Source organism: Luteolibacter pohnpeiensis (genome assembly GCF_016595435.1).
GTDB classification, from domain to species: Bacteria; Verrucomicrobiota; Verrucomicrobiia; order Verrucomicrobiales; family Akkermansiaceae; genus Luteolibacter; species Luteolibacter pohnpeiensis.
This window is the reverse complement of record NZ_JAENIJ010000029.1, coordinates 1-22260: the sequence shown is the minus strand read 5'-3', so window position 1 is coordinate 22260 and position 22260 is coordinate 1. Positions and strand designations below refer to the sequence as shown.

At 52.2% G+C, this 22260-nt stretch carries 24 protein-coding genes; 7 read left to right on the top strand and 17 right to left on the bottom strand.

The features are described 5' to 3' along the window. Nucleotides 1–97 precede the first annotated feature (97 nt). The 3 genes from leuC to JIN85_RS21690 form a co-directional block, all read right to left on the bottom strand. Nucleotides 98–1522 carry a 3-isopropylmalate dehydratase large subunit gene (leuC, locus tag JIN85_RS15665; RefSeq protein ID WP_200272453.1) on the bottom strand — a complete coding sequence of 475 codons (1425 nt, stop codon included), beginning with the start codon at nucleotides 1520–1522 and terminating at the stop codon, nucleotides 98–100. 196 nt (nucleotides 1523–1718) lie between these two features. After that, nucleotides 1719–1883, bottom strand: coding sequence for a hypothetical protein (locus JIN85_RS15660; protein ID WP_200272451.1), 165 nt, complete (start codon nucleotides 1881–1883; stop codon nucleotides 1719–1721). Between the two features lie 109 nt (nucleotides 1884–1992). Beyond that, entirely contained in the window at nucleotides 1993–2115 is a 123-nt protein-coding gene (locus tag JIN85_RS21690; RefSeq protein ID WP_267906674.1) for a hypothetical protein, read from the bottom strand. A gap of 203 nt (nucleotides 2116–2318) precedes the next feature. Between JIN85_RS21690 and JIN85_RS15655 the strand changes: the two genes are divergently transcribed. From JIN85_RS15655 to leuA, 3 genes are all read left to right on the top strand, one after another. Continuing rightward, on the top strand, nucleotides 2319–2972 hold the full coding sequence (locus tag JIN85_RS15655; protein WP_200272449.1) for an OmpH/Skp family outer membrane protein: 654 nt from the start codon (nucleotides 2319–2321) through the stop codon (nucleotides 2970–2972). Nucleotides 2973–3008: 36 nt separating this feature from the next. Then, on the top strand, nucleotides 3009–4052 hold the full coding sequence (lpxD, locus tag JIN85_RS15650) for a UDP-3-O-(3-hydroxymyristoyl)glucosamine N-acyltransferase (protein WP_200272447.1): 1044 nt from the start codon (nucleotides 3009–3011) through the stop codon (nucleotides 4050–4052). Between the two features lie 238 nt (nucleotides 4053–4290). Beyond that, nucleotides 4291–5973, top strand: coding sequence for a 2-isopropylmalate synthase (gene leuA, locus JIN85_RS15645; protein WP_200272445.1), 1683 nt, complete (start codon nucleotides 4291–4293; stop codon nucleotides 5971–5973). 244 nt (nucleotides 5974–6217) lie between these two features. On the opposite strand, the gene JIN85_RS15640 is transcribed toward leuA, so the two are convergent. Together JIN85_RS15640 and JIN85_RS15635 are read right to left on the bottom strand one after the other, a co-directional pair. Beyond that, nucleotides 6218–7600, bottom strand: coding sequence for an ATP-binding protein (locus JIN85_RS15640; protein WP_200272443.1), 1383 nt, complete (start codon nucleotides 7598–7600; stop codon nucleotides 6218–6220). Then, nucleotides 7597–8268, bottom strand: coding sequence for a response regulator transcription factor (locus JIN85_RS15635; RefSeq protein ID WP_200272441.1), 672 nt, complete (start codon nucleotides 8266–8268; stop codon nucleotides 7597–7599). The genes JIN85_RS15640 and JIN85_RS15635 overlap by 4 nt, the downstream gene beginning before the upstream one ends. Nucleotides 8269–8434: 166 nt before the next feature. Between JIN85_RS15635 and purE the strand changes: the two genes are divergently transcribed. Continuing rightward, on the top strand, nucleotides 8435–8932 hold the full coding sequence (gene purE / locus JIN85_RS15630; RefSeq protein ID WP_200272439.1) for a 5-(carboxyamino)imidazole ribonucleotide mutase: 498 nt from the start codon (nucleotides 8435–8437) through the stop codon (nucleotides 8930–8932). Between the two features lie 3 nt (nucleotides 8933–8935). After that, nucleotides 8936–10084: a 5-(carboxyamino)imidazole ribonucleotide synthase gene (locus JIN85_RS15625; RefSeq protein ID WP_200272438.1), complete on the top strand. Its 1149-nt coding sequence runs from the start codon at nucleotides 8936–8938 to the stop codon at nucleotides 10082–10084. 21 nt (nucleotides 10085–10105) lie between these two features. Here JIN85_RS15625 and JIN85_RS15620 read toward each other — a convergent pair whose 3' ends face one another. Then, the gene (locus tag JIN85_RS15620) at nucleotides 10106–12502 is read right to left on the bottom strand and encodes an NPCBM/NEW2 domain-containing protein (protein ID WP_200272436.1); all 2397 of its coding nucleotides are present in this window, start codon (nucleotides 12500–12502) and stop codon (nucleotides 10106–10108) included. Between the two features lie 288 nt (nucleotides 12503–12790). Here JIN85_RS15620 and JIN85_RS15615 point away from each other — a divergent pair, with 288 nt between their 5' ends. Then, nucleotides 12791–13363: a fasciclin domain-containing protein gene (locus JIN85_RS15615; protein WP_200272434.1), complete on the top strand. Its 573-nt coding sequence runs from the start codon at nucleotides 12791–12793 to the stop codon at nucleotides 13361–13363. Nucleotides 13364–13508: 145 nt separating this feature from the next. Continuing rightward, a complete protein-coding gene (locus JIN85_RS15610) occupies nucleotides 13509–14393 on the top strand; it encodes a sugar phosphate isomerase/epimerase family protein (RefSeq protein WP_200272432.1) in 885 nt (294 codons plus the stop codon). Between the two features lie 9 nt (nucleotides 14394–14402). Here the strand turns inward: JIN85_RS15610 and JIN85_RS15605 are convergent, their stop codons facing one another. From JIN85_RS15605 to JIN85_RS21430, 11 genes are all read right to left on the bottom strand, one after another. Further along, a complete protein-coding gene (locus JIN85_RS15605; protein WP_200272430.1) occupies nucleotides 14403–15410 on the bottom strand; it encodes a DUF2891 domain-containing protein in 1008 nt (335 codons plus the stop codon). Nucleotides 15411–15695: 285 nt separating this feature from the next. Beyond that, nucleotides 15696–16784: a hypothetical protein gene (locus JIN85_RS15600; RefSeq protein ID WP_200272428.1), complete on the bottom strand. Its 1089-nt coding sequence runs from the start codon at nucleotides 16782–16784 to the stop codon at nucleotides 15696–15698. Nucleotides 16785–16790: 6 nt separating this feature from the next. Further along, nucleotides 16791–17138 carry a hypothetical protein gene (locus JIN85_RS15595; protein ID WP_200272426.1) on the bottom strand — a complete coding sequence of 116 codons (348 nt, stop codon included), beginning with the start codon at nucleotides 17136–17138 and terminating at the stop codon, nucleotides 16791–16793. Between the two features lie 50 nt (nucleotides 17139–17188). Then, a complete protein-coding gene (locus JIN85_RS15590; protein WP_200272424.1) occupies nucleotides 17189–17446 on the bottom strand; it encodes a hypothetical protein in 258 nt (85 codons plus the stop codon). A 414-nt stretch (nucleotides 17447–17860) separates the two neighbouring features. Next, nucleotides 17861–18100: a hypothetical protein gene (locus JIN85_RS15585; RefSeq protein WP_200272422.1), complete on the bottom strand. Its 240-nt coding sequence runs from the start codon at nucleotides 18098–18100 to the stop codon at nucleotides 17861–17863. Between the two features lie 153 nt (nucleotides 18101–18253). After that, the gene (locus JIN85_RS15580; RefSeq protein WP_200272420.1) at nucleotides 18254–18808 is read right to left on the bottom strand and encodes a hypothetical protein; all 555 of its coding nucleotides are present in this window, start codon (nucleotides 18806–18808) and stop codon (nucleotides 18254–18256) included. Between the two features lie 99 nt (nucleotides 18809–18907). After that, nucleotides 18908–19342 (bottom strand): hypothetical protein, encoded by a 435-nt coding sequence (locus JIN85_RS15575; RefSeq protein WP_200272418.1) that lies wholly within the window; start codon nucleotides 19340–19342, stop codon nucleotides 18908–18910. A gap of 36 nt (nucleotides 19343–19378) precedes the next feature. Continuing rightward, nucleotides 19379–20431 carry an RHS repeat domain-containing protein gene (locus tag JIN85_RS15570; protein WP_234047462.1) on the bottom strand — a complete coding sequence of 351 codons (1053 nt, stop codon included), beginning with the start codon at nucleotides 20429–20431 and terminating at the stop codon, nucleotides 19379–19381. A 396-nt stretch (nucleotides 20432–20827) separates the two neighbouring features. Further along, on the bottom strand, nucleotides 20828–21322 hold the full coding sequence (locus JIN85_RS15565; protein WP_200272414.1) for a hypothetical protein: 495 nt from the start codon (nucleotides 21320–21322) through the stop codon (nucleotides 20828–20830). Nucleotides 21323–21538: 216 nt separating this feature from the next. After that, nucleotides 21539–22036, bottom strand: a complete 498-nt coding sequence (locus tag JIN85_RS15560; RefSeq protein WP_200272412.1) for an RHS repeat-associated core domain-containing protein — start codon at nucleotides 22034–22036, stop codon at nucleotides 21539–21541. A gap of 14 nt (nucleotides 22037–22050) precedes the next feature. Beyond that, a partial coding sequence (locus JIN85_RS21430; protein ID WP_234047468.1) for a hypothetical protein occupies nucleotides 22051–22260 on the bottom strand: 210 nt, incomplete at its 5' end.

Sequence of the window (22260 nt, the reverse complement as noted above, 5' to 3'; positions counted from 1 at the left end):
TTTGGCAGGTTCCAGATCGGGAGCAATCCCCCCTCTATCCGGAAATATAGGATGATTTTGCCAAGCAAAACCTGGCGATGAACGAATCTCTACACGATTAGGCAACAGCCGCCTCTGGCTCCAGTTCGAAAAGCTCACGGGCATCGGAGATGCAACCGTTGATGGCTGCCGCGGCGACCATGAGCGGCGACATCAGGACCGTGCGACCGGTTGGCGATCCTTGGCGGCCTTTGAAATTCCGGTTCGAGGATGAGGCGCAAAGTTGATCACCCACGAGCTTGTCCGGGTTCATCGCAAGGCACATGGAGCATCCAGCGCCACGCCATTCGAAGCCAGCATCGCGGAAAATTTGGTCCAGGCCTTCTTTTTCTGCCTGCACGGCGACAATCTGCGACCCGGGAACGACAATCGCTTTGACTCCGTCTGCGACACGGTGGCCGCGGATGTATTTTGCGACTTCACGGAAATCGGAAAGGCGGCCATTGGTGCAGGAACCGATGAAGGCGACGTCGATTTTCACGCCTTTGATCGGGATGCCGCCCGGGAGTTTCATGTAGGCGAGGGCTTCCTCGATCGATGCCTTTTCACCTTCGGTTTGTGCCTTGGCAGGATCTGGAATGTCCTGGGAAATGGCGATGCCGTGGTCCGGTGAAATGCCCCAGGTGACGGTCGGTTCGATTTCCGCCGCGTCGATGCGGACAATGTCGTCATATTCCGCATCTGGATCAGACGCGAAGGACAGCCAGCGAGCAGCGGTCGCATCGAAATCACTCATGTCGACGTAAGGACGGCCGCTGAGGTAGGCGATGGTCTTGGCGTCAGGATTGACGTAACCGCAGCGGGCACCGCCTTCGACGGACATGTTGCAAACGGTCATGCGTTCTTCCATCGACATGCGATCGAACACATCCCCTGCGTATTCGTAGGCGTAGCCGATGCCGCCTTTGGCTCCAAGTCGGCGGATGATGTCCAGAATGACGTCCTTGGCATAAACGCCGGGGCGAAGATTGCCATTCACCTCGATGCGGCGGACTTTCAGGGCGCTCAGCGCCAGCGTTTGCGTGGCAAAAACGTCACGCACCTGGGTGGTGCCGATGCCGAATGCGATCGCGCCAAACGCCCCGTGGGTCGCGGTGTGCGAGTCGCCACAGGCAATGGTGGTGCCGGGTTGGGTGATGCCTTGTTCCGGGCCAACGACATGGACGATGCCTTGTTTGCCGGAGGCGAGGTCAAAATAAGTGATGCCGAAGTCCTCGGCATTCTTTTGCAGAGCCACCATCATTTCAGCAGCCAGCGGGTCCTGCGGCGCATCCTGGTTTTCCGTCGGGACAATATGGTCCACGGTTGCAAAAGTCCGCTGTGGGTATTTCACCGAAAGTCCTAGATCCCGGAGCATGCCAAAGGCTTGGGGCGAAGTCACCTCGTGAATGAGATGGGTGCCGATGAAAAGTTGCGTGCGTCCGTCAGCCAAAGTGCCGACCGTGTGGGATTCCCAGACTTTTTGGAAGAGGCTCTTGCCCATGATTGTTAGAGGCCGTGGTTCGCGGCGGGGCGTGAAAGTGCACAGGCTGGGGGGAAATGTCAAAGCCACAAGCTCAGCCGCGCCCCGAATCGATGCTATAACCTCCTCAAAATACGAAAAAAGCGCTCTCCTGAGAGGAGAGCGCTCGCGATTCCGCCCGGCGCTTAGCTACCGGACAGCGATCATGAATTGAAGATTATTTACCGTAGTGAACTTCCGCTGGAGCAGGAACAGTCGTGTCAATCTCACTGAAATGAGGTGCGTCACGAAGTTTAGGGGGCTTGGAGTCACTGGTGCAGCAGCAAGAAGCTGAAACCAATACGAATACGGTAGCTACGAGTGCGGAAATAACGCGTGTCATGGCGTGAAGTTGGATATTTTTTGGGTGATGTCCATACCGGAATTCGATCCGGACTAGATGGAGGATGGAGGAAGTGGTCCGGCTCGCGTTGGAACCGGACCGGAGGAAATTACTTCGAAGGAGCTTGGTAAACTGGTGGCGTAGGTGCGGGGGCAGCTGACGGGCAGCAGGAAGCTGCCACGAGTGAACCTGCGGCAGCGGCGGCAATTACAGCGAGTTTGATGAGTCTCATGGTGGTTGTATGTTTTTTTGATTGAAGCCCACACGAGAATTCATGCGGAGCTCGATCCCAAACTACCTGTCAATGCTTATCGAGCAAGGCAAAAGAGGCACTTCAACGCATCCCCGGAACTCGCAGGATGGGCGTTGACGGAAACGAGTTTTCCATGCACGCTAGATGCCGAACGTCTTTAGGACCCAACCATTACCTTTCCAATGAGTATCATTCGTCGTTTCTTTGCGGTGGCATTCGCCGCCACTCTCTTGAATTTCTCGGCTGGCAGCGCGCACGCACAGGCAGCTCAAATCAAGATCGCCACCGTGGACATGCAGGAGCTGTTCAAGCAATACTACAAGACCAACGAAGCTCAGAAGCAAATCAACGTTGAGCGCTCCCGCATTCAGAAGGACAACAACGAGCGTCTTTCCCGCATCCGCGAACTGGAAACCACCCTGGACAGCCTGCGCAAGCAGCTGGACGATCCAGCGATCAACGATTCCCGCAAGCAAGCTCTCTACAAGGACTTCCAAATGCAACAGCAGGAAGGCACCGCGCTTGACCGCGAGCGCCGCGAGTTCCTGCAACGCCGCAACCAAGCTCTCAGCGAGAAAATGGTCCAACGCATGAAGGGCATTCTCGAAGAAATCCGCAAACTGGTCGAAGAGCAGGCAAAAGCCGACGACTACGACTACGTCTTCGACAAGTCCGGTCTCAGCACTTCCCAAGTTCCATTCCTTCTCTACACCAAGGACGCCACCGACATCACTGCCGGCGTTCTCAAGGACCTCAACAAGGACGCTCCTGCTGAATCCGAAACCTCCGGTGACGACGGCGCGACTGAAATGCCAGAATCCGGCAAAGGCGAGTAATCCCCGCTAATTCCTTAACTCTAAATCAATCGAGAGTTGGCTCTCGCTCTCACACTTCAACAGCTCGCCCAATTGGCCGGTGGTTCCATCGTCCGGGGCGAGCTTTCTGTTACCGTTACAGGCCTCGCAGCTCTGGATGCTGCGGGTCCTGATGATGTCAGTTTCCTGGGAAACGAAAAATACCGCAGCCAGTTTGCCGTCACCAAGGCCGCTGCCGTGATCGTCCCTCCCGGCGAGTATCATGAAGGCACCGCGGCATTGATCGTCGCAGAAAATCCGTCTCTCGCCTTCGCCGCCATCGTCCGCCACTTCGCGGCAGCCACCCGCTCCATCGCTCCGGGCATCCACCCGCGGGCAACCGTCGACGAAACTGCGGAGCTGGATCCAGCAACGGTCTGCGTGCAGGCCGGTGCCATTGTGATGGCCGGTGCCAAGATCGGCAAAAACACCCGCATCGGCCCCAATGTGGTGGTTGGCGAGGATGTTGTCATTGGCGACGACTGCCACCTGATGGCCAATGTCACCATCCGCGAGCGCTGCGTGCTCGGACACCGCGTGATTCTTCAACCCGGCGCTGTGATCGGCGCAGATGGCTACGGCTACGAATTCTCCGGCGGTCGCCATGTGAAAATCGACCAAGTCGGCATCGTTGAAATCGGCGATGATGTCGAAATCGGCGCCAATACGACCATTGATCGCGCCCGCTTCGGCAAAACCGTCATCGGCGAAGGCACCAAAATCGATAATTTGGTCCAAATTGGCCACAACACGATGGTCGGCAAGCATTGCCTGATCATTTCCCAAAGCGGAATCGCTGGCAGCTCCAAGATCGAAGACTACGTCACCATCGCCGCCCAAGTCGGCATTGTGGGCCACGTCAGTGTCGGCTCGAAGGCGATTCTCACCGCCCGCACCGGTGTCACGGCCAGCATCCCTGGCGGTGAAACTTATGCAGGGAAACCGGCGATCCCGATGCGCGAGGAAATGAAATTCCAAGCCCACTTGCGCCGCCTGCCCAAATTGATTTCCCGCGTTAAGTCGTTGGAATCCAAAATGGCTGAAGCCGAATCAGCGGACTGATCTGCTGGTTGACCAGTTCGCTTTTGCCCTCCGGGCTTGACCCAATTGCCGAATTCGGCAAAGTTCGCGCGTCGTGAACATTCTCACCGGGATCCTTTCAAGCAGCCTCCTCCTTCTCCTAGGGGTGGCCTCCCGCTGACTTTTTCTTTCCTTCACTTTCGTTCACCGGCACGCCCATCTTGTGGCGCGGCCTTCTCCTGTCCTCATCGGACCCTAATTTTTTCCTTTTTCCGTACTCATGAATTCTTCCGCCCTGACCAAATACCGCCCATTTCCGCCCATTTCTTTGCCTGACCGCACCTGGCCTGACCAAACGCTGACCGAAGCGCCGATCTGGTGTTCGGTCGATCTTCGCGATGGCAACCAAGCCTTGCCGCAGCCGATGTCGGTCGAGGAGAAGCTGGAATTTTTCGACCTGTTGGTCCGCGTCGGCTTCAAGCAAATCGAAGTCGGATTTCCATCCGCCGCCGATACGGAATTCAATTTCCTGCGCCGCCTGATCGATGAAAACCGCATCCCGGACGACGTGACCATCCAGGTGCTGGTGCAAACCCGTGAACACTTGATCCGCCGGACTTTCGAGGCGATCGACGGTGCCAAGCGGGCGATTGTTCACATTTACAACTCCACCTCGCCCCTGCAGCGTCGCGTCACGTTCAGCGACGCGAGTCGGGAATCGATCAAGCAGGTCGCGATCGATGGAGCAGTCTTGGTCAAAGAGCTGGTGCCGACGATCCCGAACACCGAGGTGATCCTGCAATACTCGCCGGAGTCCTTCTCCGACACGGAACTCGATTTCGCCGAGGAAATTTGCAACGCCGTGATCGATGTCTGGCAACCGACGCCAGAGAAAAAAATGATCATCAACCTGCCGGACACCGTGCAGTGGACCACGCCGAATATCCACGCGGATATGATCGAATGGATGTGCCGCAAACTGCATCGGCGGGATTCCATCGTCGTTTCCCTGCACACGCACAATGACCGCGGTACCGGCGTCGCGGCGACCGAGCTGGGCTTGATGGCTGGCGCGGATCGCGTGGAAGGCACGCTTTTCGGCAACGGCGAACGAACCGGGAATCTGGACATCGTGACCGTCGCGCTGAACCTGAACAGCCACGGCGTGGAAACCGGGCTGGATTTCTCCGATTTGCAATCAATCCGCACGGTTTATGAGCGCGTGACCCGCCTGAGCGTGCCAGAGCGCCAACCTTATGCTGGCGAGTTGGTATTCACCGCCTTTTCCGGATCCCACCAGGACGCGATCAAGAAAGGCCTGGATCGCCGCACGAAGGAAACCGAAACCGATCCCGCCGTGCCATGGGGCGTGCCCTATTTGACCATCGATCCGCAGGACATCGGCCGATCCTACGAGGCCATCATCCGCATCAACTCGCAATCCGGCAAAGGTGGCGTCGCCTACGTGCTCGACCGGGAGCACGGATTTGATCTGCCGAAAACGATGCATCCCCAGGTCGGAAAGCGCATTTACGATCTGGCTGATGAACTGGGCCGCGAACTCTCCACCGAGGAAATCGGCGAGGCGTTTTTCCGGGAATTCGCCAATGTCTCCAGCCCGCTGGAAGTCTTGGAATACGAATTGATCCACCACACCGAAGAGCGCGGCCAGGTTCACTGCACCGCGACGATTTCGATCCATGGGGAAAAACGTGATGTCGAAGGTCTCGGCAACGGTCCGATCAATTCGTTCGTGCACGCCTTGGAGAAAGCCGGGCTTAAGGATTTCAACGTCACCGATTACCGCTCCCATGCCGTTCGCGGCGGCTCGGACTCCAGCGCCGCAGCCTACGTCCAGCTCAAGGGCGAAGATGGTCGCCTGATCTGGGGCGCGGGGGTCGATTCCTCGATCGAAATGGCCGGCCTGCGCGCACTGGTGACTGCCTGGAACTTGCTGCGGTGAGCTGCCGCTAACCCCTCAGCCGTGTCCCCCTACTCGAAAAACGGGTAGGGCGGCATGGCCCATGCCGCCGTGGCGTTCTATGACCTTTTGAAGGTCCAATCAGAGGCTAGCCCCACCGATCCCCGGCGAACTGGATTCAGAGAATATAGCATCGCTTTTTCTCTGCTGACTCGTGGCCTCGGAGTCTGTGATCAAAGAAATCCCGTTGCCAGAGAATACCCACCGCGCGATGGGCCGTCGCGCCCTACCGGGGTTGATCGTTCCACGAAATGACCACGCGGAATCGTCCCGTGGGGGAAAGGTCCGCTTTGCAGGTTCCGCCGAGCACGGCAACGCAGGCGTTCACGATGGACAGGCCCAAGCCGGAGTGTTCGCCCGTTCCCCTCGCCTCATCCTTGCGCCAAAATCGGTCGAAAAGACGGGCGAGATCCTGATCGGTTAAATCCGGTGCCGGGTTTTGGATCACGAAACCCTTAGCCGTCGACTCCATCTGAATACTTCCGCCAACCGCCGTGTAGTGGACGGCATTGCCGATCAGATTTCCCAGAATCGCATTCCAAAGCACGGGATCGATCGATAACTCCTCGTCCGCGATTTCAGTTTTGAAGGTCAGTTCCCGCTGTTCTGCCTGCCGGCGGAATCTATCAACGACGGCTAGAATACTTGCCCGCAAACTCACCGGTTCGCGTTGGATGGGCAGGCTACCGGCATCTGCCCGGGCGAGCAGGGATAGCTTTTCCAGCAACGACTCCAGCTCGTCGATGACGGTCAACATTTCGGCGCAGCGGTCGGGATTTGCTTCTTCCGGCCATGTCGCTCCCAACTCGGCGAGGGTTTTGAGCTCGGCCAGTGGCGTGCGCAATTCGTGCGCGGCATTGCTGCTGAACCGGCGTTCCCGGCCAAATGATTCCTCCAATTTCGCGAGAGTGGCGTTCAAGCGCGTCGCCAAAGCCTCCAATTCCTTCGGCAATCCGGCAGTCCCGATCCGTTTGGTCAGATCATCCGCCGCAATGCCGCTGACTTCGCTCGATAGATTTTCCAGCGGACTCAGGCCACGTTTCAACACCAGCCGGACCATCGGGATCGTCAGTGAAATCGCCATCGCCCCGGCAATTGCCAGCACCAGTGCCAGACCGATCAAGTTCAGTTGCAAATTTCGGACCGGACTGGCGACGACCAAGTGCAGTTCCTGAAAGCGCTTTTTCTTGTCACCTTTCGGCGTGTATTTCTGCACGAAAACCCGGACCGGCGTGCCATCAGCGAGCTTGCCGGGGTGGATTTCCGGTTCAAAATGGTCCGGCACCGCGATTTCTAACAGCCGGGCGGTCGATTTTTTCAGCGAGGGCGATCGCTCGACCAGTTCGCCGTCCGGGTGGCAAATCTCGAAATACTCGCTGCCGCCCGCACCAAATCCGGCGAAGTCCTGCACCGTCATGTCGACCTCGAAATCTCCGCCATCGATTTCAGAAGCGGTGACCAATGCCCGGCCTTTCGCCAGCAAAGTGGCGTCAAATTGATCGAACAACACCGCACGTGCGGCAAAGAAAATCGCAATGCCGACGAGCACCAGCAAACTGCCGATCGAAAGGCAGAGGACTTTGGTGAGATGACTGCGGATTGATCTCATCGTGCCTCCATCACATAGCCCAGGCCACGGCGGGTGTGGATCAGCGGCGGTGTGCCTTCCGGACTGATTTTTCGCCGCAGCGAGTAGATCGCGGCATCGACCGCATTGCTTTGAGGACCATCCAGTTCGGCATACAAATGTTGCTCGATTTGCGCCCGACTCAGCACTTGGCCTGGCCGTCTTGCAAGGCATTCCAGAAGGGAAAATTCGCGCGCGGTGAGGAAAATCGCAACGCCGTCACGGGCGGCGGATTTGCCAGCGGTGTCGATTTCCAAAGGCCCGATCCGCAGTTTGGAATCGGCCTTGCCATGACGGCGCCGTACCAGCGCTTCGAGTCGCGCCACCAGTTCGGCCAAGGCAAATGGCTTGGTGAGATAATCGTCCGCTCCATCGCCCAGACCACGGACTTTTTCCTCGATCCCATCCAGCGCGGTCAGCAGCAAAATCGGAGTGGTGTGGCCGTCTCGCCGCAGGTCACGCAGCACGGAAAGGCCATCTTTTCCCGGCAGCATTCGATCCAGCACGATCGCTTCGTAGGGATTCATCCGCGCCATCGATTCGCCTTCGGGTCCGTCTTCCGCGAGGTCAACCGCGTGGCCCATTTTCGTCAGGGCAAGGCCGAGATTGGCACGCAGACGGGGAGCATCTTCAACGACAAGGAGGCGCATGGTGAAAGCAACATGGAGTCAGAGCGGACGAACGTCCACCCTTGGAGTTTTAGGAGACTTTGCAGAAATTACCCTCTGAAGATGACGGCAGGATGAGCGGGAACCTGCGAAATCTTGGGAAGAAGCGCGCATTGACGGCTGCGCGATCGCCCGGCACGCTCCGCGCATGAGCGAAGCTCCATTGGTCGGAATCATCATGGGTAGCACGTCGGATTGGCCGACGATGGAACATGCCGCGCGCACCTTGCGCGACTTTGGCGTGGCTTGGGAAGCGGAGGTTGTCAGCGCCCACCGCACGCCGGACAAGCTGGTTTCCTACGCAACGGAAGCCCGTGGCCGCGGCCTGAAATGCATCATCGCGGGTGCCGGTGGCGCCGCCCATTTGCCTGGTATGACCGCCGCCATCACCGACATCCCGGTGCTCGGTGTGCCAGTGGAATCGAAAACCCTGCACGGCGTGGATTCCCTGCTTTCGATCGTGCAAATGCCTGCCGGCATCCCAACCGCGACGTTTGCGATCGGCAAAGCTGGCTCGGTCAACGCCGCGTTGTTCGCCATCTCCATCCTGGCAAATGAAAACCCGGAGCTTGCCAAGAAACTCGCCGATTTCCGCAGCCGCCAAAGCGAAACGGTGAAGGCCGCCGAACTTCCAGCGCTCGACTGAATCATGCCTGCCATTCACCCACCCCATTGCGTCGTCGGCGTCATCGGCGGCGGCCAACTCGGACGCATGCTCGCCCTTGCCGCCCGCCGCATGGGCATCCGCACCGCCATCTGGACCGGTGGCCTGGAAGCCCCCGCCGTGGAAGTCGCCGACGAGGTGATTGATCTGCCCTTCGATGATCCGAAGGCGTTGGAGCAATTCTGCAACACCGCCACCGTGGCGACCGTGGAATTCGAAAACATCCCGCGCGAAACCCTGGAAGCCGTCGCCGCGAGAACGCCGCTGCATCCTTCGCCGCATGCGATCTCGATTTGCCAGAACCGCGAGCGCGAAAAGAATTTCCTGCGCGAAAACAACATTCCATGCACCTGGTTCGCGGTTATCGCCAGCGCCGAAGATTTGGCAAAAGCCATGGCCGAACTTGCGGGCCCCGGCGTGCTGAAAACCGCCGCGTTCGGCTACGATGGCAAGGGCCAGGTGAAGCTCGAAGGCACAGAAAACCCGGAAGAAGTTTGGGCAGCGTTCGATGCGGATCGCGCGGTGCTCGAAGCCTGGGTCCCTTTTGAAAAGGAAATCTCGATCATGGCCGCGCGCGGAGCCGATGGCTCGATCGTGACCTACGATCCGGCGGAAAACCGACATCGGCACCACATTCTCGACATGTCGATCGTGCCAGCCCGGGTCTCACCGGCCGTCGGATTGGAAGCCGCGGCAATCGCCCGCCGCATCGCGGAGGCGCTCGATTACCAAGGCATCCTCGGCGTCGAATTTTTCCTGCGGGAAGACGGAACGCTTTTGGTCAACGAAATGGCGCCAAGGCCGCACAATTCCGGGCACCACACGCTCGACGCCTGTGCGACTTCGCAGTTCGAGCAGCAGCTCCGCGCGGTCATCGGCCTGCCTGCGGGATCGCCGCGACTTTTGAGCCCGGCGGTCATGCTCAATCTGCTTGGCGACTTCTGGCCGGATGAAACCACGCCGCCGGATTGGCTGCAACTTTTCGCAGACGGCGAGACTTTCCTCCACCTTTACGGCAAACGCCGTGCCATCGGCCGCCGCAAAATGGGCCACGCCAACGTCCTCGGACCGGATGCCTTGGAACGCGCCGAGGCCATGAAATCGGCGATGCTCGCGGCGGCGGCAAAGCCATAAAACCGCCGCAGCAAGCCAGATTCACTCAGGTTTCACCATCAACACAAAGCCTCCACCGGGGGCTAAAGTGGCGGTGATTTTCTGGCCCGAACGGAGCTTGGGATGGGTGATCTTCAGTTCGGTTTGGGTTTTTCCATCCTCAAAGGAGGTCCCGGACCAACGGCCATTTCCGAGAAAATCCAGATTGAAGCTGTAGTCCTTTTTATCGTCAGTTCCGTTGATCACAGAGACCCACCAGTTTTCTCCGGCACGGCGGGCAATCGCCGCCAATTCCCCGATTTTACTGCCAGGGAGGACAAGGGTCTCATCCCAAACGACAGGTTTCGTGCGAATGAATTCGAGCACTTCCTTCGGCTGGGCCAGATAAGATTGGGCACTGTCCGCCCAGTGGTTGAGCGGCGAGTTGTAAGCGACTGCAGTCGCCATTTGTGAGCCAGCAGTGGTTTGCCCCATCGGTCCTGCTTGAAAGGCCATCGGTGTGAAATCCGCAGGGCCGGTGACGAATCGGGTGAAGGGCAACGCGGCGAGGTGGCTGCGGGCGATGCGCCCACCCTGCTCCATGCCGTAAATGGCTTCACGCGTCATCCAGTTCGGCCATGTGCGCTCCTCGCCAGCCGGTTTGTTGGCACCGTGGAAGTTGATCATGATGTGATGCTTGGCGCCGAGAACCAGGCAATCGTGAAAGAACTCCAGCCGCTCCTGGCTTTCGCTATCCATGAAATCGATTTTCACGCCGACCGCTCCTGCTTTGCTGACATTTTCGAAAAATTCCTCGCGGTCCTTCTTGTCGCGGATTTTTCCCCAATGCTCCCAAACCATGATTTTCACATGTTTGGTCGCCGCATAATCGCAGACTTCTTTCAAACTGGCCCACTCGTCCTTGCCGTTGCGATGCCACCCCATCCTTGGTTCGCGCCATGGATCATCGATGACATAATACTGGCAATTTAGTGTCGCGGCATCATTGACAAATCCTTTGATCCGATCCCACTGGGCAGTGTCCCATTGGCCGAATCCCCATGTCCAAAAAGCACGACCGGGCTGGATCCAATTCGCATTCGGCCCATCGGGAAAAAGTTTGGGATCTGGGTCCGGTGCCAGATTGTAGACGATGCTTTGATTAACGAGCGCGGTCAGGTCCCGGGCAGTGATGACGATGCGCCATGGGCTGATGATTTCACCATTTAGCTTCCACGACGAATCGTCTTCGAAAATGCCATTGAGAGTGCGTCCACGTGGCCCGAGGGTCATGCCGCTGTAATGACGATCCATGATCGAATCTTCCGAGATGCAGGCGTATCCGCCGTCTGGAAGTTCAACCGTAACAGGCATGGTAATTGGCTGACCCGCTGTTAGAGCACTGCCAGGTTGGAAGTGGAGGAAGTTTGCCTCGTAGTTCGCGGTGTTATGATGACTCCAGTAGGTCGCTCCCTCTGGCAGGACAAAGCTGGTCGCTTCACCGGAAACAGTTCGACTTCCCCGCCCTGGGATGATGTAACGCCAAGCGACCCCATCGTTGTAGCAACGGACATCGAGTGTCCACGGCTTGCCATCCTTCGGCGCGATTTCGATTTTCTCCGCTTTGGAAAAATCATGCAGTGGCTCGGGATGGCCAGTGACCGAGTAGGAAACGTCCGTGGTGTACGGTTCCGCCCGACCGACTTTCACGTCCTGCCCGAGATCTACGCCATCCACCGTAATTCCTATCGGTGAAGTATCCAAGCTGACCTTGCCGTCACGAATGACCTTTATCACCAAACGACCATCCACGACACCGACGCCGGCTTTGACGGAACCATCCGGGCTACTGATCACCCGATCCGGCTTGCCAATGGAAAGTTGTGTCGCGTCTGCTTCAAAGTGAGATAGCTCCGCCTCCCACGCCTGCGACTGCACCGGTGCCGCGCCAGAGCTAATGAACTTTGCATCCGCCCAATCCGCATGATCACTATCGATGCCATCACCTGCATCGGTGACCTGGAGCCGGACCACTTGATGACCTGTTAGATCGACATCGACTTGCTTCGCCTCATCGCCCTTTTTCATCACTCCACTATCAAACAGGGTTTTTCCATCCGCGATGACGAGAAATTGCACCGTCCCAGAGTTTTCAGGTCCATCATCCGCGCCGACCATTGCTTGAAATCGAACCGATGTATCTGCGGCGAGTCTGAATACCCCCAGGCTAGGTGCGTGAACTCCAGCCCCGCGATCGAACGATCTACCGGCAACCTGCAGTGCATTTCCTGAGATGGATTGATTCTTCTGAGCCTTGCCCCAGCCGTTAGAAAAAGCGGTGACATCATAGTCATCCAACCAAACACTTTTATCTTCTGCCCTGAGGTCTGGAAACCCGATGGCAAGCAAACAAACAGAAGCCGAAATGCAGCTGGTTTTAAAACTCATCAAGACACTCATGGCAGAAAATCCAGATCAGCCCCAACTCAAAAAATGGTCGAAAACTTCAAACACCAGGCTGCGAATCGATGCAACTTCGTCGGGCATTTTGCCCTAACAATCGGATCCGATGCACTCATTGTTAGAAGCTGTAACCAGCATGAAACATGCATCCTTAGACACTGATGAGTAGCATTTTACATCACTTCATCTCACTGAGAATGGCACTGCTGGCACAATGTCTGCGATAGGCTGTGACACGTTTTGGTCGCCACACGATCAAATCATTTTCACTCAAACTCAATGATTATGAAAACTACTGACTTTACCAAAATTGCCGTCCTTTGCGCACTGAGTGTAACTGCTCCGATCGTGCAGGCTGAACCTGAAGCGAAGGATACGAAAGATGCTAAACCAGCTACCGAAAAGCAGGAAATCAAGCCAGGCACATTGGCCGCCAGCATTCACGATGGAGTTACTTATTCGATCCTGTTCAAAGCTCTGAAAGCAACTGGACTCGACCAAACCCTTGCTGGCTCTGACAACTACACGGTTTTTGCCCCAACTGACGAAGCATTTGAAAAACTGCCGGAAGGCACCTTGGACAAGCTGATGCTTCCGGAAAACAAAGAAAAGCTCCGCTCCCTCATTCTTTATCACGTTATTCCCGGCTCCCTTCCATCCATGAGCCTTAAAGACGGAGACGTGAAAACCGCGAACGGCGAAAAAGTCGAAATCGATGTGGATGGCAACAAGGTGGAGGTCGACGACTCCCACGTAGTTAATTCCGACATCCTTGCCAGCAACGGCGTGATGCACGTTATCGACAAAGTGCTCGTTCCAAAATCACTGGATGGATTCGCAGATCTGGATGCTGATTGATCATTCCCCCCGATTCCTCGATTGAGGAAGAATCGAGCGCATGCGGTCAGATCCCGCATGCGCTCACTCATTTGGGTAGGGTTCGGCTTTTCTGGATATTTTCATGGCAGAGGCTTGCCCTTCGATCATCACCGGTTAGAGGTAAATGATGAACCGCCGGAAATTCATCCAATCGACAGTTGCGACCTCTCTTGTTCTCGGTCTAACCAGCCGCGCCTTGGCAAACCTGGGTCCTGCGGAAAGCTACATCAAGAATATCGGCCTCCAGGCCTATACCCTGCGCGACCTTCTCGTATCTGATCCCGAGGGCACGCTTAAAGCCGTGGCAGATGCCGGCTACAAGCAGGTCGAGTTGTATAATTTTCCAAATTGCGATCCATTGATCAAAGGAGCCAAAGACGCTGGTCTGAAAATTTCATCCAGCCACTTTGACGCTGGTTCCATCCTGGACCCACAGGATAAAAGCTATGCTGCCTTCATGAAGATTCTTGAGAAGGCCAAGGCAAACGGAATGGAGCACCTGGTCGTTCCTTACCTGCCGGATACTTTCCGTAAAACCGCAGATGATTGGAAGAAAACGGCAGAGAACCTGAACGTCGCAGCCGCGAAATCCAAGGAAGCCGGCATCCAACTCGCCTATCACAACCACAATTTCGAATTTCACCCGATGGAAGATGGAACCACTGGGTATGACATTTTCATGAAGGAATTTTCGCCCGACATGCAGTTTGAGATCGATCTTTTCTGGGTCAAAGTCGCAGGGCTGGAACCAGCAGAGCTGATCAAAAAGCTCAAGGGCCGGGTTTCGCAACTTCACATCAAGGATTTGAAGAAAGGCATCCAGACTCCAAATTTCGGGGGCATCCCAGGCGATGCATTCCAGGAGGTCGGCAATGGCGTTCTCGATTGGAAACCCATTTTCGAAGCCGCAAAAGCATCCGGCGTCAAAAACTGCCACGTGGAGCAGGATCAATCGCCCGACCCATTGGGCAGCATCAAGACGAGCATCGCCTTCCTGCAAAAGCTCTGATTCAAAGCATCACTGCATCGTCATGGCACGGACTGCGAAGGTGGCCAACCAGTGGTCGCCTTCGTAATGTCCGCCTCCAACGTAGTTCATGCCTGCGGCAAGATGAGCTTCGGCCGCATTCAAAAGGATTTCTTTACGTGGATCACTGTCGCTGAGAACGCTGGCGATGCCGCGCATGGTCCAGACGCGGCTAAGATTCAATCCAGCCAGATGAACCAAATGGCCATCGGTGGGATCACTCACAACCACGGGAGTTAAAAGATTCCCAGCTTTCCCTTCTGCCAGATGGGGAAAATAAGCCGTCAACCACTCGGAATACTCATTAGCGGGGAGAACCCTTCGCATCAAGTCAGCCACATTGAGACCCGGAGAAAAAAAGTCGTTTCCGGAAGGCTCATACGCTGTCGGGTAATCCCGATCCCCCAGGTAGAATTTGCGGGATTTTTCAACCAACAAGACCTCAAAATCCTCATCCCCCGTCGCACGTGCATAGTCCAGCATGAAACCCAGCGGAAATGCCGATTCCGGATGGAATCCGCAACGCACGGGCCAATCCAATTTTGGCAGATAGCCCTTCGCCAAACCAACAATTTCCTTTTCAAGCGGAGCAAAATTCGCAGCCCATTTTTTGCAGTCAGAATCGTCAAAAGATCGCAGCTCCTGAGCGAGCTTGAGCGCCCACGCCCAGCCATACATGCGCTCGAAGCTCTTATTCGAATCGATCCGAAAATAGGCGGCTTCAGCCAGCAATCCGTCTTGGGTAAGACGCCGATTCATCGTTGATCGAATCTCAGCAGCAAATTCCGCTTCGGGAAATTCCTTCAACAAACGCAACAGCATCCAGTGACCATGGACCGAGGAATGCCAATCAAAGTGGCCATAAAAAACCGGATGGAGCTGGCTCGGCGTTTTCAGGTCTTCCAAGCCATTGAACACATGTGAAGGTTTATTCGGATACTCCCGATCCATCCCCGCCAAAGCGATTTTCACAAATTCAGCCGCTTGTCTCGTGTCCATACGGATTTCCTGAGCCACAACACCCGGTAAGGCAAGCACCACAAACACGGAAAGTACGATTCCAAACCATCGCCAACATGACATCGCATCAACAGAAACAAAAGCTAGCCCAATGGCAATGCTCAGGTGGCAAATTTGGAACGGTAGATACTGTCATTTAGGCCATATACGATGACAGGGTCGAACCATGACAGTCTCTTGGATCGAATAAATCGTGGGAAATTTGGAGGTTTTTCTACACCGATCATTTATGCCTTCGGCTTAGAGTTTGAATCGAATCAGATTCTAGTGTTCAAACGGGTCGACCGTGCTGCCGGAAGTTGGCGGAATATGTCTCAAGGATAATGGTAGGTTTTCCAGATAATCCTTTCGAGCTCTGTCTCTGAGACTTGGATTCGATATTTCGCCAAGCCAAGACTCAAGGTTTACTTCATCACCTCTTTGTAAACGAGCAACAATTTGGAAAATTACTTGATCCCGTTTGTCGCCAGGTGGGGAATCGAGCACAATAGATCCAAGTTCATCCGATTTTTCACGATATAAATCCCCAACAAGCTTCACTGCCATCTTTGGTTCATCGTCAAGGCGGCTTTCCGAGCTTAGGTAATATGTCAAAGCCTCCGGGCTGGCACCCTTTAAGCGCAAGTGATTCAATAACGATCGCTCAATATTGATCTTTATCTTCTCGTCATATGGCAAACTCTGAATCTCTGTCAATGCTTCCGGGCCAGCTGAGGCCAACCGTTGCGCAATCACTTCTCCGGTAAATTCCCCGACCAAGCTGGAACGACTGTTTTCATAATCACTTAAAAGGGTATGCTCTCGCAGGGAAATATCTTCGGTGGAAAACTCTTCCCAATTGGGAATTTTGGAAATCATCCTGCGAAAAATTTCATTAGCCGGTTTATACGCTTCACCAAAGCTTAGAAGTGTTTCTTCATAGATTTTTATCCGTTGGCCAAACAGTTCCAAATCTTCTCTGTTGCGACTGAATTGAATCGCAAAATTGGCCCCGATGTCCATGAGCATTAGATCTTTCTCGGGTGACTGAGGAAGGTTCATCACGATGTTGAACTCTTCACTCAGCGTTTGTTTCAGTTGGCTTAATTCATACGGAAACTTGATATTTTGATAGTATGCCTCCATCTGATTGAGCCTTTTGTCTTCTTTGATCAGATCTTCAATCTCTGAATGGTGATTTTGCTGAGGGGTTGTGCCGGTTTCTGATTGTGTTTTTTGAGAAGTTGGATTGGTATGTTTGCTTGATGAAAAGTCATCACTTTTCCCAGGATCAGACATATTCCATATATATCCGCCGAGAAATACCGCTATCGGAATCAAGATAATTATCAGTATTCTTTTATTCTTGAGCATCTGCAATCAGGCGTTGCCTGTGATGGGTTTCGAGTCTTGGTGGCGATTTCCCGAGTGTGAGGGTGCAAGGTAATTCCATTCATGAAACTTTGCATCTTTCGGAATAGCGCGAGTGCATTTCCATGTTCCAACGGTTTGTTCGACAGCTATCAGAGCAGCTGCGACACCGTTGGTTCCAGTGATGAATGGAAGATTACGTGGTGTCATGGTTGAAACGTCGCCGCTAAGATTATTTCCGATGCAAGTGCTTTTGCCCGGAGCTGTAAAATTAACATCTTTTGCATTTTGATAAAATACAGCCTGGACAGCAGCTAGGTTCGCGTCAACACCGCAAATGGTTACAACGCGTTTCATCTTATATTCCATTCTAAATTGAAGGACCTCCCCTTGTTTTTAATTTTACCTTATTCAATACTGGTTATAACACCATTCATATTTGATTCTATGACAGTTGATATTGGTGAATTATCAATACTAATCCCAGCCGCGTAGAAAAACCCTCCTGTCGGGGTGAGATTATCATGATTAACAATCATCATCAAATGATCGCCGAGTCCGGTTGGGTCATAAACTTTAGATGAGTCCTTTCCAATTTTCTCTAATTTCTCTTTAGCGCTATATATATTATCTCCGACCTTCACCAATGCCTTAACCTTATCCAACTCCAAATTATAGGCTGGACTCGGGTAGGTGTTCGCGCAACCATATAATAACGAAAAAATCAATGATTGAATTAATGTTTTTATAAATATATAAAATTAACGCTCGCCTCCTCCCAGTGAGAGGGGTCTGGGCTCCAGACACTGAGCAATGGCATCTGATCCACAATGCTCAGCAAATGTGTATGCTTCGACATCAGACAAATAATACTCAGAAACCGATGTTTCGGGTGAAACGAAATCAGTCGTGCCGGCGCCTTGCCTTTCCGTAACGAGATTATCATCTGAATCATAACAGAATTGTTGTCCCGATTTTATTTACTTCTCATGCAATTCTCTGCTGCTGGGTGTAAGTTCTAACAGGATTTTTATGGCTCATATCTAAAAAACCGCCCCTTTGTCATTATATATCATTACCTAATAATTTATTCCATCTTCTTTAATAGGATGTTCTGATTTATAAAATTCAGAATCAAATTCAAGATCTACAATCTCCTCTGTATCATCGATTCCAAAAAATTTAATTTCAGGCAAAGGCGAGCCATCATACCTAACTTCGGGAAACTTAGTCTCGGAATTCGTAACGCCAGAACCCATTTCCTTTGAACATGCGCAGCCTGATAAAAACATCACTATCAGCGACAAAAAAACCTTCATATTACAATCAATATCTAATCATTTCCCATCAACACACATCATCAAGACATGACTAAAGGCCTGTCTATTTGTCATGTCTTTTTGATGTAGACCTGCTAAAACAAAAAGTTTTCTACACCGATCCATGCATATTCCTTTGGTAAGCATCTAAAACTACTCGTTATGTGGCAGTTTGCAAATCTCCTTAAATTCATCAATAGTGAAAAGCGGAGGATTGCGCCTATCAACAACGTCTTCAATATTTTTTTTGTATATTAAACCATCCATTCTCACTAAAGTTCCTTTGCGCAGAGACCCATCTAAAATCACATTGATAGTGGAAATTCCATTTGTCAATGCTACATACCATTCATTTTCTTGCGAGTTATAAACTACATTAGTCGGAAATTCTGAGTTAGAAAGCTCGTTTGCCACGTCTTGACCGTATGCAGTTTTGATAAATTCTAAAGCGAACCTAATTGCTTCACGCTCTGTTTTTTTTCCTGAATTTTTGTTTATTGAAATCTGCGCTCTATGTTCTAGCGGATCTGATTTTTTCCCATCTTTACAAGAAGGAAAAAATGCAATGATTGCAAGCAAAGCAGTCACCTTGAATACTGACCCGATAATTAGACCAAGACCTTTCTTAAAGTCCCAAAAATTGCGTAAGTACTTACAGAGAATGTCGGGGAAAAAACGAATATTTAGAATATTGTTCATTATTTTCATGATATATTACGCAATCTTGAACTTACTATTTTAGATATCCTGCTTAATTGCGCATGAGCGCAAGTCTGTCCCTCTGCCATGAAAAACAACTACTGTTATTCAAGGTTTTGTTTTCATCTTGAGCACAATCCGCTTATCATCTTTCCCTTTAAAGGAAAGATGGACAACGCTATTTTCTAAAAACGGCTTTTTAACATTAAAAGAATATACTAATTTATCTCCATCCATTGTAGATTTTACCGGAACATCAACTATTAATCGATTTTCACCATCCAAGAGAAACAAGACAGCTTTATCGACAACCTTAAGCGAATCGCAAACGATTTTCACGCAAACAATTTGCTCATCAAACGCAATTTCAGGTCGAAGCAGATCAGTGATTATAACATTAACAGATGGATCAGAAGTTTTTCCTACATCTCCACCTGAAATAATAATTATATCTTCCAACTCAAAAGAGGTCGCCTGCAAACTCAAACAACTAAAGACCCAAAAGACTACACATAATATAAAACTTCGAAGTAAATTAAACATGACTTAATCAAAAATATTAGATTATTTGTTTCGTTTTCACTTAAGAAATGGTGGCAATGGCCTTAAAGGCGGAGGGGACCCAATCGGACCCTCAGGAGGCAGTTGAGGATATGGATAATCATTTGGAGTAGTTCCGGGAGCCTCGCCCTCAACTGGTTTGGGAGGTAAATTCCGTGATCCCGGCCGAGGAGGATATCCAGTTCCATCTGCCGGTAGAGGACTTTTAGAGTCAGACGAATGGCCTTTTGACGCATATAATACAGCATTCATTTGCACTTGGAATGCAAATTCAACTAATTTTGCATATCTGATGGTATTTTCCTGAGAGGTCATACTTCTAATTGCCCTTTCTACGCCCATCGCCGCCTTCTGCGCTGCGTCGATGTGCATCTGTTCATGACCGTATACGCCCTCCCAAGTTGCAGGCCCTCCTCCCTTCATAATCCCATCAGGCTTGACCCAGGAGTTGTTAAGGCGAATTTCACCAACTCCAGTCACATCACATTTTATCTCCGCATCTCCGCATGAGCATTCAACTCTCACGGTATAAGTATGGTGTCCCATTGCACGATAATTTTCTCCAGCGAACGGGACTCTTCCAGCATCTTGCCAAGTGGCTGCAATATCTTTTCCTTTTGGCAAATCTGTAGAACCTGCTATTAGACCGAGGGAATCCATCCAGTTCACCCCATCATTTCCAAGGAAGCCATACAAATTCATCCCACCCCTCTCCTCAATCGGATCTCTGGATGGCCATCTTCCCGTCGCTGGATCGTAGTATCGATATCCGTAATAGAGTAGTCCTGACTCAGTGTCCTGAAATTTGGTTGAGAAGCCGAAGTCCGGCACTCCGGAAAGCAGGCTACGTTTCATCACCAGATTACCAAGTGGGTCGTAATCGTTTTGACGAACCAGAGCTCTTGTATGGCTCGTCCAGGCGAGAATATTGCCATTGGCATCATAGCTTGGGACGATATGGGTGTCTGGAGTGGTCGTGGAGGAACTGTAGTAGCTGCTTGCATGCAAACCTCCTAGCCCACCTGCGGCCCGGAAATCGGCAGATTCTGACACCTTTCCTGAAGATCCCATGTCTGGTCCCCACAGGTTGGTCCATTTGAGGCTCATCGCGCCCATCGAGCTGGCGGTGCCAGTCCGAGTGCCGATCGCCACCGGGTTCCAACCATCGTAGATGTAGAGCATGTTGGTGACTCTATTTAGATTCGGCTTCTTGTGCAAGATTCAATTTGCATATCGGCATTCAGATGGCCTGTCATGTTTCGGGACACCTGCCAGGTCCATGTTTTAATGTGTCGTATGGTATATTCTTCTTGATTTGAGGGGAATTTTGAAGAGTCCGCTAAACCCTGTGAAACTCGACCGTGCTACGTTGATCCTAGAGCCAAGAAACAGGTTCGGAACGGGAAAACTTCGGTGAAGTTTTCTACACCGATCCATGCTCAACCCCCATATGCAGGCGTGTCAGGTTCACTTTTTATCAGGTATAAAAATTTCGTAGATTCCCTGCACTCGAAGCCGCGGAGAGATTCTTTTTCCTAATACAATACCATCCCCAACTTCTTTATACTCGTAAAACATACCCGCTCTCTCTGGAGAACCCGGTATGATCATTAGTGCAATATTATCTTTATGATCAACAAACTTAAAAAGTATACATAAATGATCTCTTTCAAAGATCGCATTTATCTTAATGGGTACAAAATCACCGCGATCCAATATTTTAAATAACTCCTCTTTTTGAAGTTCGTTCGCTTCCGCGAATTTCGTAAACTCCCAAGCATCTTTCGTAATTTTTTTCAAATCAACTTCTGATGGAGACACCATAGCCTCTTTGAAATCACGAGAAACGAAAATATGCTCAACTTGCCTGTAGGCAATTGCATTAAGACGATCTAAGGAATGTTCTTTTGCGCTCAATATTAGTATAGATGAAAAACTAATCGAAATTAAATATTTTATCATAAATTATTAATTTGTTAAATTCATTGATAGTCTCCCCTCCTACAACTGCATCGAATGCGCTTCCATCGTTGCCACTGCACTTGGATCCGCCACCACACGAATTTTCTGTTGCTAGATCAATCCCATTGAGTGGAGCTGTTGAATCCCCATGTGCAAATCTAATTATAATTTCACAAAGACCCAATAAGTCATATTTATTTATCAAATTATTGTGACCTATTCCATACAAGTTACTCCCCCACGTTTCTCAATCGGATCTCTGCTTGGCCACCTGTCGGCGACTGGGTCGTGATCGCGGTAGCCGTAGTATATCAGGCTAGTTTCTTTGTCCTGCAACTTGGTCGAAAAGCCAAACTCAGGCACGCCCGTCAATAGACTACGCTGTATTACCACATCGCCAAGTGGGTCGTAGTCGTTTTGACGAACCAGAGCTCTTGTATGGCTCGTCCAGGCGAGAATATTGCCATTGGCATCATAGCTTGAGATAATATGGTTGTCCGGAGTGGTCGTGGAGGAACTGTAGTCGCTGCTTGCAAGCAAACCTCCCACCCCACCTGCGGCCTGGAAATCAGCAGATCCTGATACCTTTCCAAAAGATCCAATGTCTGGTCCCCACAGGTTGGTCCATTTGAGGCTCATCGCGCCCATCGAGCTGGCGGTGCCAGTCCGAGTGCCTATCGCCACCGGATTCCAACCATCGTAGATGTAGAGCATGTTGTTGACTCTATTTAGATTCGGCTTCTTGTGCAAGATTCAATTTGCATATCGGCATTCAGATTGAGCTGGCCCCCGAAAATCGGGCCAGTGGCTAAGCTATGATTGTGATGTTTGGGTTGGTACCGCAAACCGAACCGAACACGCACAAAATGAAAAGCAAACGCAGAAGACACGACCCCGAATTCAAGGCCCGCGTGGCGCTTGAGGCGCTCAAGGGAGTC

Bases quoted from the DNA above. Each gene is read 5' to 3' on its own strand.
- leuC (WP_200272453.1), bottom strand. From the start codon at position 1,522: ATGGGCAAGAGCCTCTTCCAAAAAGTCTGGGAATCCCACACGGTCGGC.
- JIN85_RS15660 (WP_200272451.1), bottom strand. From the start codon at position 1,883: ATGACACGCGTTATTTCCGCACTCGTAGCTACCGTATTCGTATTGGTT.
- JIN85_RS21690 (WP_267906674.1), bottom strand. From the start codon at position 2,115: ATGAGACTCATCAAACTCGCTGTAATTGCCGCCGCTGCCGCAGGTTCA.
- JIN85_RS15655 (WP_200272449.1), top strand. From the start codon at position 2,319: ATGAGTATCATTCGTCGTTTCTTTGCGGTGGCATTCGCCGCCACTCTC.
- leuA (WP_200272445.1), top strand. From the start codon at position 4,291: ATGAATTCTTCCGCCCTGACCAAATACCGCCCATTTCCGCCCATTTCT.
- JIN85_RS15640 (WP_200272443.1), bottom strand. From the start codon at position 7,600: ATGAGATCAATCCGCAGTCATCTCACCAAAGTCCTCTGCCTTTCGATC.
- JIN85_RS15635 (WP_200272441.1), bottom strand. From the start codon at position 8,268: ATGCGCCTCCTTGTCGTTGAAGATGCTCCCCGTCTGCGTGCCAATCTC.
- purE (WP_200272439.1), top strand. From the start codon at position 8,435: ATGAGCGAAGCTCCATTGGTCGGAATCATCATGGGTAGCACGTCGGAT.
- JIN85_RS15625 (WP_200272438.1), top strand. From the start codon at position 8,936: ATGCCTGCCATTCACCCACCCCATTGCGTCGTCGGCGTCATCGGCGGC.
- JIN85_RS15620 (WP_200272436.1), bottom strand. From the start codon at position 12,502: ATGAGTGTCTTGATGAGTTTTAAAACCAGCTGCATTTCGGCTTCTGTT.
- JIN85_RS15615 (WP_200272434.1), top strand. From the start codon at position 12,791: ATGAAAACTACTGACTTTACCAAAATTGCCGTCCTTTGCGCACTGAGT.
- JIN85_RS15610 (WP_200272432.1), top strand. From the start codon at position 13,509: ATGATGAACCGCCGGAAATTCATCCAATCGACAGTTGCGACCTCTCTT.
- JIN85_RS15605 (WP_200272430.1), bottom strand. From the start codon at position 15,410: ATGGACACGAGACAAGCGGCTGAATTTGTGAAAATCGCTTTGGCGGGG.
- JIN85_RS15600 (WP_200272428.1), bottom strand. From the start codon at position 16,784: ATGCTCAAGAATAAAAGAATACTGATAATTATCTTGATTCCGATAGCG.
- JIN85_RS15595 (WP_200272426.1), bottom strand. From the start codon at position 17,138: ATGAAACGCGTTGTAACCATTTGCGGTGTTGACGCGAACCTAGCTGCT.
- JIN85_RS15585 (WP_200272422.1), bottom strand. From the start codon at position 18,100: ATGAAGGTTTTTTTGTCGCTGATAGTGATGTTTTTATCAGGCTGCGCA.
- JIN85_RS15580 (WP_200272420.1), bottom strand. From the start codon at position 18,808: ATGAAAATAATGAACAATATTCTAAATATTCGTTTTTTCCCCGACATT.
- JIN85_RS15575 (WP_200272418.1), bottom strand. From the start codon at position 19,342: ATGTTTAATTTACTTCGAAGTTTTATATTATGTGTAGTCTTTTGGGTC.
- JIN85_RS15570 (WP_234047462.1), bottom strand. From the start codon at position 20,431: ATGGGATCTTCAGGAAAGGTGTCAGAATCTGCCGATTTCCGGGCCGCA.
- JIN85_RS15565 (WP_200272414.1), bottom strand. From the start codon at position 21,322: ATGATAAAATATTTAATTTCGATTAGTTTTTCATCTATACTAATATTG.
- JIN85_RS15560 (WP_200272412.1), bottom strand. From the start codon at position 22,036: ATGCTCTACATCTACGATGGTTGGAATCCGGTGGCGATAGGCACTCGG.